Source organism: Fusobacterium sp. IOR10, assembly GCF_010367435.1.
Classification (GTDB): Bacteria; Fusobacteriota; Fusobacteriia; order Fusobacteriales; family Fusobacteriaceae; genus Fusobacterium_B.
In genome coordinates, this window is record NZ_WJWY01000035.1 from 1 (window position 1) to 14044 (window position 14044).

General features: G+C 28.9%; 11 protein-coding genes, 4 tRNA genes and 1 pseudogene. 15 read left to right on the forward strand and 1 reads right to left on the reverse strand.

Annotation, left to right across the window (positions count from 1 at the left end; all coding sequences use genetic code 11):
* Positions 1-163 precede the first annotated feature (163 nt).
* Both GIL12_RS08745 and argH read left to right on the forward strand, forming a co-directional pair.
* Positions 164-1648, forward strand: coding sequence for a Na+/H+ antiporter NhaC family protein (locus tag GIL12_RS08745; protein ID WP_163470105.1), 1485 nt, complete (start codon positions 164-166; stop codon positions 1646-1648).
* Between the two features lie 8 nt (positions 1649-1656).
* Positions 1657-3072 carry an argininosuccinate lyase gene (gene argH, locus GIL12_RS08750; protein ID WP_163470106.1) on the forward strand — a complete coding sequence of 472 codons (1416 nt, stop codon included), beginning with the start codon at positions 1657-1659 and terminating at the stop codon, positions 3070-3072.
* A 10-nt stretch (positions 3073-3082) separates the two neighbouring features.
* Here argH and GIL12_RS08755 read toward each other — a convergent pair whose 3' ends face one another.
* The gene (locus tag GIL12_RS08755) at positions 3083-3568 is read right to left on the reverse strand and encodes a hypothetical protein (RefSeq protein ID WP_163470107.1); all 486 of its coding nucleotides are present in this window, start codon (positions 3566-3568) and stop codon (positions 3083-3085) included.
* 829 nt (positions 3569-4397) lie between these two features.
* Here GIL12_RS08755 and GIL12_RS08760 point away from each other — a divergent pair.
* From GIL12_RS08760 to GIL12_RS08820, 13 genes and pseudogenes are all read left to right on the forward strand, one after another.
* Positions 4398-5300: a hypothetical protein gene (locus tag GIL12_RS08760; protein ID WP_163470108.1), complete on the forward strand. Its 903-nt coding sequence runs from the start codon at positions 4398-4400 to the stop codon at positions 5298-5300.
* 178 nt (positions 5301-5478) lie between these two features.
* Positions 5479-6204, forward strand: a complete 726-nt coding sequence (locus GIL12_RS08765; protein WP_163470109.1) for a hypothetical protein — start codon at positions 5479-5481, stop codon at positions 6202-6204.
* Between the two features lie 298 nt (positions 6205-6502).
* Entirely contained in the window at positions 6503-7024 is a 522-nt protein-coding gene (locus GIL12_RS08770; RefSeq protein WP_163470110.1) for a hypothetical protein, read from the forward strand.
* A 35-nt stretch (positions 7025-7059) separates the two neighbouring features.
* Entirely contained in the window at positions 7060-8715 is a 1656-nt protein-coding gene (locus GIL12_RS08775; protein WP_163470111.1) for a carbon starvation protein A, read from the forward strand.
* Between the two features lie 131 nt (positions 8716-8846).
* On the forward strand, positions 8847-9299 hold the full coding sequence (locus GIL12_RS08780; protein WP_163470112.1) for an S-layer homology domain-containing protein: 453 nt from the start codon (positions 8847-8849) through the stop codon (positions 9297-9299).
* A gap of 33 nt (positions 9300-9332) precedes the next feature.
* Positions 9333-10682 (forward strand): glucose-6-phosphate isomerase, encoded by a 1350-nt coding sequence (locus tag GIL12_RS08785; protein WP_163470113.1) that lies wholly within the window; start codon positions 9333-9335, stop codon positions 10680-10682.
* A 19-nt stretch (positions 10683-10701) separates the two neighbouring features.
* Positions 10702-12141 (forward strand): aminopeptidase, encoded by a 1440-nt coding sequence (locus GIL12_RS08790; protein WP_163470114.1) that lies wholly within the window; start codon positions 10702-10704, stop codon positions 12139-12141.
* 159 nt (positions 12142-12300) lie between these two features.
* Positions 12301-12376 (forward strand) — tRNA-Val (locus GIL12_RS08795).
* 17 nt (positions 12377-12393) lie between these two features.
* Positions 12394-12471: transfer RNA gene (locus tag GIL12_RS08800), tRNA-Asp, on the forward strand.
* A 7-nt stretch (positions 12472-12478) separates the two neighbouring features.
* Positions 12479-12554: transfer RNA gene (locus GIL12_RS08805), tRNA-Phe, on the forward strand.
* A 17-nt stretch (positions 12555-12571) separates the two neighbouring features.
* A tRNA-Cys gene (locus GIL12_RS08810) sits at positions 12572-12645 on the forward strand.
* Between the two features lie 170 nt (positions 12646-12815).
* On the forward strand, positions 12816-13787 hold the full coding sequence (locus GIL12_RS08815) for a biotin--[acetyl-CoA-carboxylase] ligase (RefSeq protein WP_163470115.1): 972 nt from the start codon (positions 12816-12818) through the stop codon (positions 13785-13787).
* Between the two features lie 13 nt (positions 13788-13800).
* Positions 13801-14044, forward strand: a pseudogene (locus tag GIL12_RS08820) (oxaloacetate decarboxylase subunit alpha); the annotation flags it as partial.

Here is a 14044-nt window from a genome sequence, read left to right on the forward strand (position 1 = left end):
CACATCCTTTCTTTTGGTGTCGCAACTTAATTGTAACGGATTTTTTTATTTGTCTCAATTTTTTTTTGCAAAAAATAAAGGCATTAGTATTTTTACAAATACCAACACCAAATATTATAGACCCTTTTTATATTAGAAAAATAAAAATGGAGGTAACAGTTTTATGGAGAGTTATGGTTTTTTATCAATAATACCAATTATTGTGGCAGTTGCAATGGCAATAAAAACTAAGAATGTAATAGTTTCTTTGTTTTCAAGTGTTTTTTTAGGAGTTTTAATGTTAAATAGTTACAACCCTTTGCTATCAACTAAAATATTAATTAAGGGATTTTTTGTTCCCCAACTAACAGATAGTTATAATGCAGGGGTAATTGTTTTAATGGTATTCATAGGTGGATTTATTGAACTTATGATGGCATCAGGTGGGGCATATGCCTTTGCTCAAGCAGTTGGGCATTATATAGATTCAAAGAAAAAGGTTCAAATGGCAGCATATTTTACAGGGATAATGATATTCTTTTCAGATTTAGGGACTCCCCTTATTGTTGGACCAATATTTGCACCATTTTTTAGAAAATTAAAGGTTTCAAAAGAAAAGTTAGCCTATATATTAGATTCCACTGCTTCTCCAGTTGCAGTTCTAGTTCCATTTATTGGTTGGGGAGTTTTCGTTATTGGATTATTACAAAAAGAATTTAAAAATTTAGGATTAGAGTTATCTGATTACCAAAGTTTTATTAAGGCAATACCATATAATGCTTATCCAATTTTAGCTATAACTATGATTCCTATGATAACTTTACTTGGTTTTGATTTTGGACTTATGAAAAAATTTGATCATGAGTCATCTGAAAAATATTTAGCTGAGGAAAATGAAGAGGGAGCAAAATCAAAATATTATGTGGAAAATGCAAAGCCAATATTTGTATGGTTACCTATTTTAGTTTTATTATTCACACTATTTGGAATGTTAGGAATAAAATTTTTAACAACTAAAGTTTCAGGAAGCGAATTTAGAGCAGCTTTAAGTAGTGGATATTTATATGCAGCAGTTGTATTAATGATGCTAATGTTAATTAATAAAACTAAAAAATTTAAAGAAATATTTAAGATTTATTTAAATGGTATGTGTAAAATGACAGAAATTGCAATAATTTTAATTTTAGCTTGGACTTTAGGAACAATTAATAAACATTTAGGATCAGCAGATTATATTGTTGGGTTCATAAAGGATATAAATTTAAATGCAGGTTATATTCCAATTATAACATTTATTTTAGGATGTATAGTTTCCTTTGCCACAGGAAGTTCATGGGGTACGTTTAGTATACTTATACCAATAGTTGTTCCAATGGCAGTTGCAACAGGGGCACCTCTTTATGCTACAATTGGAGCAGTTTTATCAGGGGGATTATTTGGAGATCATGTTTCACCTATATCTGATACAACAATACTAGCTTCTGCTGGAGCAGGTTGTGAACATATAGATCATGTTAAAACACAGATGAATTATGCCATTGTAAATGCTATAATAGCTATAGTGTTCTTTGGAATAAATGGATTTGTTCCTATAAGCTCTTCAATATTAATAGCAATAGGTGTACAATTTATAGTAATTCTTTTAATAAAAATTAAAACTAAAGATTAGGGGGTATTATGCAATATTTTTCAGGTAGATTTAAGGAAAAAGCAGATGATTTAATTTTAGATTTTCACTCATCAATAAAATTTGATAAGAGACTATATAGATATGATATTATGGGGAGCATAGCTCATGTTAGAGGCCTAGGAAAGCAAAATATTATAAAAATGGATGAATCTAAAAAAATCGAGGAAACATTGAGAGAGATTTTAGAGGAAATGGATCAAGGAAAGATTGAATTTTCAATAGAGTATGAAGATATTCATATGAATGTGGAAAAAATCCTTATAGACAAAATAGGGGATTTAGGAAAAAAACTTCATACTGGAAGAAGTAGAAATGATCAAGTTGCTCTTGATATGAAACTTTTTGCAAAGGATGAAGTGAAAAAAATACAGTCTTATACTGTGGAACTAATTGAAATACTAATGGACTTTGCAAAAAATAATAAACATACTTACATGCCAGGATTCACTCATCTTCAAAAGGCTCAACCAATTAGTTTTTCTCACTATGTGTTAGCCTATGTGGAAATGTTTAGAAGGGATTATGAAAGATTGGAAAATTCTTTTAAATTAATGAATACATCTCCCCTTGGATCTGCAGCTTTAGCAGGGACAACTTATCCTCTAGATAGAAATTATACTAGTGAAATATTAGGCTTTTCCAATCCAACTTGGAATAGTATGGATGGAGTTAGTGATAGGGATTATTTACTTGAAATAATGAGTGATTTATCAATAATTATGGTTCACTTATCAAGATTTTCTGAGGAAATAATAACTTACTGTTCAAATGACTATGGATATATAGAATTAAGTGATGCTTTTTCAACAGGTAGTAGTATTATGCCACAGAAAAAAAATCCAGATGCAGCAGAATTAATTAGAGGGAAAAGTGGAAGAGTTATAGGAGATATGACAGGATTTTTTACTACAATGAAGGGATTACCCCTAGCATACAATAAAGATATGCAAGAGGATAAAGAAGCTTTTTTCGATGTTGTTGACTCTGTTAAAGGATGTTTTACAGTTTTTAATGGAATGGTAAAAACAATGACTGTAAACAAGGACAAGATGTATAATGCTTGTAAACATGGGTATATAAATGCAACAGATGTTGCAGATTACTTAACAGAAAAGGAAATGAGTTTTAGAGATGCATATAAATTAACAGGGGCGATGGTTTCATACGGTATAGATAATAAAAAGGCCCTTGATGATTTCTCAATGGAAGAATTTCATAAATTTTCAAAATTATTTCAAAAGGATATATATGAAAAAATATCAATAAAATACTGTGTTGAAAAAAGAACTACACTTGGAGGCCCTGGATCTGAAAGTGTAACAAAACATATGGAAAATGTTGAAGAATTTTTAAGCCAAGCAATTAAAAGTTTAAAGGGATATAAATTAAATAGCATTCTATAAAAAAGGAGTCCTAGGACTCCTTTTTTACTGTTATGTGTAAAATATTTTTAGTTATAAATTTTTTCATATGAATGTATGAAAATTTAAAAACCTTCCAATTAAATTCATCAAATATTTTTTTTATAAAAGTTCTGTCTATAATAGCCTTCACTAGGAAGAATAAAATTATAAAATAAAAATTAAAGGATTTAGATTGAATATGGCTGCTTAAATTTTTTAAAAGGTTAGAAGCTAGAAAAACAATGGCTACAGAAATTACCAATTCAAAAATATTTAGTAATAAAGATATTTTGTCAAAAAATCCACAAATATACTTTCCAACTTTAAGTTCCAAAAGGATTTTTTTCTCTGAACAAAGGCCGTCTTCCTTAAGCTCTTCTATAATGTTCTCTAATTCCTCTTGTGAATGCTCTAATATCCATTTCTGGCGATATTTATACCTATTAGCATACATTGTATCAAAATGTTTGAAGTGCGAGTTTATTTTGTCAATCATATAGCCCTCCCAAATGATAAAGATAAGATTATATAGATAGTATAGCACCAAAAAGGATTTTTGTGGAGATATTAGGAAAGAGTTAAAAACATATTTAATATGAATTTGGAGCTTTCCCCGTAAAGATGAAAGTGCTATACCAGGAAATGGTAACAAAAATAAGATATATGTATAAAATTTTGGTCTTTTTCCAATGAAAATTTAAGGGATAATTGTAGTTCATATAATATATACTTTATCAATAAAAAAATTATTAGATGAATCTATAAATAAAAAAATAATATAATAGAAAGCCTGTGAATAAGATAGAAATTATCTATAATTTTATTTCATTTTTATTGATTTTAATTTATTTAATATGTATTATTATAAAATTTAAAAAAATTTATGATAATATAAGTTAAGTAAGGACAAAACTTTATAGTTGAATATTAAGATCTAATTTCAAGGGGAAACTCATATTCCTGAGAAAATAAAATTATTTTATAAATACTTTATATAATTATTAATATTTCCTTGCAAATTAAATCATAATACTGTAAGATAATATAAATTATTCTGAAATATAATTTGTAGGGAAATATTAGACTTAAGTTTTAGGAAATAAGTTTAAAAATAAATTTCCAAAAAAGTATAAAAGTCCCAAAACCGTAAAAATAAAACAGTTCTAAAACAGGAAAAAGCAATGAATTATATATTAAAATAAAACAATTTAAAATTTTTTGAAAAAATCCTTTACAAATTAAAAAAAATAAGGTATAAACAATTTAGCGGCAAACCTTGAGAAAGTTTGCTGACAAATAAAAATCATTCGAGGAGGAATTTTATTATGAAAAAATTAACACTTTTATTAGCAGCAGTAACAATCGCATCAGCAGCATACGCAAAAGAAGTTATGCCAGTAGCAGAAGTTGCAGCAGCACCAATGCTTACAGTAACTTCAGTAGGTCAATTTATAGAAATAGATAATGATTCAGGAGCTTCTAATGGAGACGTTGGAGTTGTAATGCTAGGAAACTCAGTTAACTTTGCTTATGGAGATGACTGGTCATTTGGGTTAATGGCAAGAAAAGATTGGGAAACTGATACAGATGATGGGATGCAATCTGATGGGCATAGATTAGAATTATCTGCTTGGAAAGATATGGGAGACTACTCTCTAGGATTCAAATGGAGAGGAGAAGAAAATAAGGATAGATACTTACTAAGAACAAAATATTCTTATGATATGTTCTCAGGATGGATTGACGCAGGTTATGAAGCATACAATGAAAATGGTCAAAATGGTGTTGCAGATCAATGGTATTTCGAAATGATGCCAGTTAAAGTAGCTTATGGGCCAGTTACAGTAGGTTATTATTTAGAAGCAGGAATTACTGCTGGATCTACTTCAAATGGAGATTTAGAGTCTTGGACTAATCACCAAATAAGATTATACGCTCCTTTATATACTGCTGACAAATTAGCTTTATCAGCTGAATATAGATATCAATTTAGAAACAACAAAGAATACGATGGAACAGCAAAAAATGATGATGGAACTACAGGTTGGCAAGAAAATAATAGACATATAGGTATATTAAAAGCAGCATATGCTATGACTGATGATTTAACAATAGATGGATATTATAGATATGACTTTAATAAATATGATGGTCATGATGGTGCAACATCTGATGCTGATGATGATTATTATGGAGAATTCTGTATAGGATGGACTTACAAATTCTAATTTGAATTAAAATAATAAAACCTGAATATAGAATAGAAAAAGGGAGGACCTAGGTTCTCTCTTTTTCACGTTTTGTAAAAAATTTATATATATACAATTGGTATTCTTGATTTTTTTATAAAAAAAGTTTAAAATATAAGGGTAAATAAAATTTAAATGTGTTGATAAGGAGGGTAGTATGAATCATAGTTTTAATGTGGAAGTGGCAGAAAAATATGGAATAGAAGCAGCTTTACTTATAGAAAATATTGCCTTTTGGATAAAACATAATAGGGATGAGAACAAAAATTTTGTGCAAGGGAGATACTGGGTATATAACAGCCTTAAATCCTTTAGCCAATTATTTCCATATATTAATCTAAAGAAAATTCAAAGAACATTAATGAAGTTGGAAAAATTAAATATTATTAAATCTGGAAATTTTAATAGATCAACTTGTGACAGAACAAAATGGTATACTATTATTGATGAAAGAATAAATGAAATTTATGCTTTAACTGTTGAAAGCTATAAAGAGATTAAATACCCTAAGACAAAATGTCCAATGGATGAAGCAAAATTGTCCAATGGAAGGGGACAAAATGTCCAATGGAATAGCCCAAATTGTCCAATGCATTTGGACAAAATGTCCAATGGAACACCCCATTTTGTCCAACCAATACCTGTTATAATATCTATTATAAAAACTATTATAAGAACTACTATAAAAACCACTACTGTACAAAAAAGTAAATTATATAGACCACTAAAATTTAGTGGTGGTTTTTTCAGTGGGAAAGTGGGCCCAAAAATAATTATAAAAAAACTTATTAATTTTTTACAGGATAACTACGCCCTAAATCTAAGTGATACAATAAAAATACTTCATAGGAGAAAAATATTTTTAAAATATAATTTTTCTTGACTTTAACATTAGAAGTTGATATTATTATGTCAATAAAAAACAGAGGAGAAGATATATGGGATTACTACTAGTGGTGATATTTATAATAATAAGCATACTGATACAAAATATAGTCGTGCTGTCTAATATTATAAATAGAATTCTAAGTAGTTTTGAAAATATATTTAATCTTTTATATAAAAATTTATACAGGGAAAGTGTATAGTCATATACTTTTTAATAAATTATAATTGAAAAATATTTTGTGAGGCAGTCTTAGAAATCTAGGACTGTCTTTTGTATTATTAGGGGGAAATTTATGGAAAGATCTAACTACACTAAAAAAATATTAGAAAAATATAAAAACAATTTTGACTTACAAGAAAATTTTAAAATAGGAGAAACACTTTTTTCAAACTATGGGTATTTTACATCAAAATCTGAAAAATATGTTTTTCTAAAGGATATTAATCTTTGGGAAGTTAATAATTCAGAGCATGTTTTTTTTATAAATACAGATAATTTATCTAGGGAAAAAATAAAAATTAATAGGGATGTTATAAAAAAGATAATAGAGCCTAAATTAGTTAGAAGAGGGGAAAAATATCCTCCTAAAAATCATATGTACACTTATATTACTTTTGTTTTTATAAGTTCTAGGGAAATTCCTAGGGAAACAGTTAAAGAAATACAAAAATTTAAAGAGGAAAAAAACTATTTATTTTCATTTAGAGGCTATATGTGTACAAGGGTTGTGGCAGTTGACTTAAAAAATAAGAAAGTTTATACAAATGGAGCTGGGAAAGAATTGAAAAATATTTATATAAAAAACTTTAATTAACAATTTTAAATATTAAAATATTAAGGGGGAAATTTATGAATGGTATTACAATGTTAGGTGGAGCTATTGTTATTTTTTTAATAGCCTATGTTACTTATGGTTCTTGGTTGGGGAAAAAATTGGGAATTGATCCTAAAAATCCTACTCCAGCTCATGTTAAAAATGGACAAGGGGACTTTGTTCCTACAAAATCTCCAATTTTATTAGGACATCATTTTGCATCAATTGCAGGGGCAGGACCTATTGTTGGACCAATTCAAGCTGCAGTTTTTGGTTGGGTTCCAGTATTTTTATGGATTGTACTTGGGGGAATATTTTTTGGAGGAGTTCAAGATTATTCTTCAATAGTTATTTCTGTAAAGCATGAGGGAAAATCCTTAGGAGAAATAATTGAGCATTACCTAGGGCATAAATGTAAAATGTTATTTAGTATTTTTGTTTGGTTAGTATTGTTATTGGTTATAGCTGCATTCACTGATATTGTAGCTAGTACATTTACAAATGGAACTGTTGCAACAGCTTCTCTTTTGTTTATTCCTTTGGCTATTTTATTTGGATTCTTTGTTTATAGGAGAAATGCTAATTTAGGATTATCTTCAGTTGCAGGAATTATTTTATTAATTGTGTGTATTGGAATAGGGATTAATTTTCCAATTCATATGAGTAAGAATTTTTGGCGTGGATTTGTGTTAGTTTATATTTTTGTAGCATCAGTTTCCCCAGTTTGGATTTTATTACAACCAAGGGATTATCTAAATAGCTTTTTATTATATTTTGTAATTATAGCTTCAGCAGTTGGAATTTTATTTACAAACCCAACTATTACATTGCCAGCTTTTACAGGATTTAAAAATCCATTTAATGGTCAGACAATTTTCCCTTATTTATTTATTACAGTTGCTTGTGGTGCTATTTCTGGATTTCATAGTTTAGTTGGATCAGGAAGTTCATCAAAACAGCTTGATAATGAAAAGGATGCTAAATTAGTTGGGTACGGAGCAATGCTAATTGAATGTTGTTTAGCAATAATTGCGTTAATTGCAGTGGCAATATTATTTAAAGATGGTCACATGCCTAAAGGGAATCCATTTGTTGTTTATGCAGGGGCCATTGCAGGAACATTTAAAAATTTAGGTTTAGGGGAAAATGCAATGAAGATATCTTATACAGTTATTTCTTTATCATTTTCAGCATTTGCCATTACTTCTTTAGATACAGGAGCAAGGCTTGCAAGAGTAGTTTTTCAAGAGATATTTGTATCTGAGAAAAGAAAAATAGAAAAAAGAGAAAGTGTTTTGACAAATTCTTATATGGCAACTTTAATCACTGTTATCTGTGGTGGTGTATTATGTATTGCAGGATATAAAAATGTATGGCCAATATTTGGAGCTTGTAATCAATTAATAGCAGTTCCATGCTTTTTAGCTGTTGGAGTTTGGTTAGCTAAAACAGGAAGAGATAATAGAATGGTTATCATTCCAATGGTATTTATGGTCTTTGCAACTATGACTTCTTTGGTTATGTCTTTTTGGAATAATATGTTAATTTTTAAAGAAGGAAAAGGGAAAATATCCATACATGGGATTCAATCTCTTATGATTATATTTATTTTTGTACTTGCATTTATGTTATTGTTTGAAGGAATAAAGGTTTTATTAAAGGTTAGAAAAACTTCTTTGGAAAACAATTAATAAGTGTTGAGGGTTCTTTTATATTAATAAAAGGAACCCTCTTTTTTTTATTTTGAAATATGTATTTTCTAGAAAGTTGTGGTATAATTCATATGAAAGGGAAGTTTAAAATAGTATATTAGGAGAAGTGTATGAGAAGAGCAACAGTTATAAGTATTTTTTTAATTATATTTACAATATCTTTTTCACAAAGTAAATTTAAAGATATTCCAAAGGATCATTGGGCATATGAATCTGTTGAGAATTTAATAAAATTAGGGGTGATAGAGGAAAATACATTTGACTTTAAAGGTGATAATTCACTAACTAGATATGAGTTTGCTTATGATTTATCAAAGGCATTAAATAAAATTAATCTAGAAAAAGCTGATCAAAAAGAACTAGATATTTTAACTAGTATTATTGGAGATTTTTCTGAAGAACTTAATAAAACAGGATTTGACAGAATTTCATTTGAAAAGAAATTAAATGATGTTCAAATTAATATTAAAAATCTAACAAAACAAATGGAAATCAATAAAGTTAAATTGGATACTATGGAGAAAAGATTAAAAATAATAGAACGGGAATTAAACTTAGATTAAAGGATTTTAAAATTTTATAACAAGGAGAGAGGAATGAATAAATTAAAATTGGACTTATCAAAAATATTAGATTATGTTGCTGAGGAAGAAATAATGGCTATGGAGTCAGAAATTACAAGTGCTTCTAAAGTTCTTTCTGATGGAACTGGAGAAGGAAACAGCTTTTTAGGTTGGATGGATTTACCAACAAATTATGACAAAGAAGAGTTTGCTAGAATAGAAAAAGCTGCTGATAAAATAAAAAGTAATTCTGATGTTTTAATTATAATTGGAATTGGAGGTTCTTATTTAGGAGCAAGAGCTGCCATTGATATGTTAAATCACACTTTTTATAATAAACTTTCCAAGGAAGAAAGAAAAGCTCCAGAAATTTATTTTGCTGGAAATAGTATTTCAGCAGCTTACTTAAAACATTTAATTGAAATTGTGGGGGACAGAGATTTTTCAGTAAATGTTATTTCAAAATCTGGAACTACCACAGAGCCTGCAATAGCTTTCAGAATATTTAAAAATATGTTAGAAAAGAAATATGGTATTCAAGGTTCAAAGGAAAGAATTTTTGCAACTACAGATTCATCTAAAGGTGCTTTGAAAAAATTAGCTTTGGAAGAGGGATATGAATCCTTTGTTATACCTGATAATGTTGGAGGAAGATTCTCAGTTCTTACTCCAGTTGGATTACTTCCAATTGCAGCTTCAGGAGTTAATATTAAAGAATTAATGGATGGTGCCAAGGAAGCTCAAGAGGATTATAAAAAAGATTTTAAAGAAAATGACTGTTATAAATATGCAGCAGTTAGAAATATTTTATATAGAAAAGGTAAATTAATAGAACTTATGATAAACTATGAACCAAAACTTCATTATATAGGTGAATGGTGGAAACAATTATTTGGAGAATCAGAGGGAAAAGATGGGAAGGGAATATTCCCAGCTGCAGTTGATTTAAGTACTGATTTACACTCAATGGGTCAATATATTCAAGATGGAGAAAGAATATTATTTGAAACATTATTAGATGTGGAAGAAAAAGAAGAAGATGTTGAAATTCCATTTGATAAAGCTGATTTAGATGGATTAAACTATCTTGCAGGTAAGGGAATGAACTTTGTAAATGAAAAGGCAAAGGAGGGAACACAACTTGCACATATAGATGGAGGTGTACCTAACATAAGAATATGTATTCCAAAATTTGATGCATTTAGTTTAGGGTATTTATTCTATTTCTTTGAAAAAGCTTGTGGAGTAAGTGGATATACATTAGGTGTTAATCCATTTAATCAACCAGGAGTTGAAGCTTATAAGAAAAATATGTTTGCTTTACTTGGGAAACCAGGATTTGAAAAGGAAGCTAAAATTTTAAATGAAAGATTAAAAAAATAAATAAAGTAAGGGTGATAGCATGTTGTATAAAAAAACTAATGGATGGGAAAGTGTTTCTCCTGAAAAATTTGAAAAAATATTTGCAATGGGAGAAGAGTACAAAAAAGTTTTAGACTTAGGTAAAACTGAAAGGGAATTTGTAGATCTAGCTGAAGAATTAGCAAAGGAATGTGGATTTGTAGATGCAAGATATAAAGAAATTCTAACTCCAGGGGATAAAGTTTACTATATTAATAGAAACAAAAATATAGCTTTAGCCATTATAGGTGAAGAAGAAATATTACATGGTATAAACTATGTAGTATCCCACATTGATTCTCCAAGATTAGATTTAAAGCAAAATCCTCTTTATGAAGAGTTTGATTTAGCCTATATGAAGACTCAGTATTATGGGGGAATAAAAAAATATCAATGGACTGCAATTCCATTGGCCTTACACGGTATAGTAGTGCTTGGAAATGGAGAAAAAGTAAAAATATCAATAGGGGAACATGAAGGGGACCCAGTTTTTACAGTTCCAGATATTTTACCTCATTTAGATAGAATAATCCAAGGGGATAGAAAAGCTAGGGAAGTTATAAAAGGTGAAGAATTACAAATAATAGTAGGTTCAATGCCAGCTATGGTAAAAGATAAGGAAATAAAAGATTTGGTTAAGTATTCTATACTAGAAAGACTTAATAAAATTTATGGAATGGAAGAGGAAGATTTTATTTCTGCAGAGTTGGAATTAGTTCCTAGTCAAAGAGCAAGGGATATAGGAATAGATAGATCAATGATAGGAGCCTATGGTCAAGATGATAGAATTTGTGCTTACGCTTCTTTAAAGGCTATATTAGATATTAAAGAAGTCCCTAGAAAAACCAGCGTTTGTTTCCTAGCTGACAAAGAAGAAACAGGTTCTGATGGGTCTACAGGGCTTCAAAGTGAATATTTAGAATACTTCACTTCAGATTTAATCTCAAAAATAAAACAAAGTTACTCAGAACTATATTTAAAGAAAACTTTTTGGAATTCAAGAGCCCTATCTTCAGATGTTACTGCAGGTATAGATCCAATTTTTAAAGGTGTCCATGATGAGCAAAATGCTCCTAAATTAAATTATGGGGTAGTTATTATGAAGTACACAGGATCAGGGGGAAAATATAGTACAAATGACTCTGATGCAGAATATGTTGGGGAAATTAGAGGAATGTTAAATAAAAACAATATTAAATGGCAAACAGGAACTCTTGGAAAGGTAGATGAAGGTGGAGGAGGTACAGTTGCTAAATATTTATCTCAAAAAGGAATAAGTACAATAGATATAGGACCAGCTTTACTTGGAATGCATTCTCCATTTGAAATTTCTTCTAAGCTTGATGTTTATGAAACATATAAAGCCTATAAGGTATTTTTCAGAGAGGACATAGAAAATAAGAAAAAATATATTGAAAAAAGTAATAAAATATATCTATAAAATAAATTCAAAAAAAGGAGTTGTTTAAATTATTAAGCAACTCCTTTTGTATAAAATATTGTAAATATTAAAAAAATTAAAAACAAGTTGATATTTTTAAAAGAAATATCAAAAAAATACTTGCAAAAAAATGGTTTTTTTAGTATACTATTTTATGTGGGTCGCATAGCTCAGTTGGGAGAGCACCTGCCTTACAAGCAGGGGGTCACAGGTTCAAGTCCTGTTGTGACCACCATTAATTAAAAAAAAGTTGGGGGCGTAGCTCAGTTTGGTTAGAGCACCAGCCTGTCACGTTGGGGGTCGCGAGTTCGATTCTCGTCGCTCCCGCCATACATTTGGCCAGATAGCTCAGTCGGTAGAGCAGGGGACTGAAAATCCCCGTGTCGGTGGTTCGATTCCGCCTCTGGCCACCATTCAATTTAATAGAGATGGCGATGTCGCCAAGTGGTAAGGCAGAGGTCTGCAAAATCTCCACCGCCAGTTCGAATCTGGCCGTCGCCTCCATTAAAGAAATTAGAACCATTCATTAGTGAATGGTTTTTTTATTTATAATTTTTATTGAAAAACTAAGTATATTAGTGTATACTTATGAAAAAGTTCAAGTATTTAAAGGGAATTTAAAAGTTTTTTAGAATAATAGATGATAAGGGAAAATTTTAATTTAAGGAGTAATAATGACTAAATATAAAATTTTGGATATTTTAAGAAAACAAAAGGGTGAATACATTTCTGGGGAATTTTTAAGAAAAGAGATAGGTGTTAGTAGAACAGCTATTTGGAAAGGAATTCAATCTTTAAAAAGAAAAGGATACCATATAAATGGAGTTAATAATAAAGGCTATTCCCTTATGGAAGATGATAGTATTTCAGAATATGAAATAAAAAAGAACATAAATTGTGAAGAAATTGGGAAAAAGATATATTGTTTTGAAAAAATAGACTCAACAAATTCTTACGCTAAAAGAGAAATAGAAAACTTGAAACATGGGGATATAATAATAGCAGATGAGCAGTCCAAAGGAAGAGGGAAGTTAGAAAGTAAATTTTATTCTCCAAAGGAAAGTGGAATCTATATGTCAATAGTTCTTAAAAAAAATATATATTCAGATTCTTTAAAATTATTATCTTTAGGAACAGTTTTAGCAATAATGAAAAGTATAGAAAAAGTTGTAGGAATAAGTCCTGAAACAAATTGGAATGAAATATATTTAAAAGGAAAAAGAATAGGTGGAATATTAACAGAATGTAATGTTGAATATGAAACTAGTAAAATAGAAAACGTAATAGTTGGAATTGGTCTTAATGCAAATAATAGTGATTTTCCAAATTATATTTCAAAGGAAGTATCTTCCTTAAAAATTATATTAGGAAAAGAAGTTAATAGAAGAGAATTAATTTGTTCAATAATAAATGAATTTGAAAAAATAAATTGTAAAGAAAATTACATATTAAATAGAAAAGAAATGATTAGTGAATATTCCAAATATTTAAATATAATTAATGAAAAAGTAGAGGTTAAATATAGAGATAGGACTATTGTTGGAATAGTTGAAAAGGTTAATAAAAATGGTGGTTTAGTTCTTTTGAAAAAAAATGGTAGAAAAGAAATTCTATATAAAGGAAATTTAAAAATAATTACTTCATAGTTAAGGAGGGAATATGGCAAGATTAAAAATTACAGAAACTGCTTTAAGGGATGGTTCTCAATCTCTTATAGCTACAAGACTGACAACTGCAGAAATAATGCCCATAATTGAAAAAATGGACCAAGCTGGCTATTATTCAATGGAAGTTTGGGGAGGAGCAACATTTGATTCATGTATTAGATTTTTAAATGAGGATCCTTGGGAAAGGTTAAGACTTATTAGATCTAAGGTGAAGAATACTAAATTACAAATGTTAA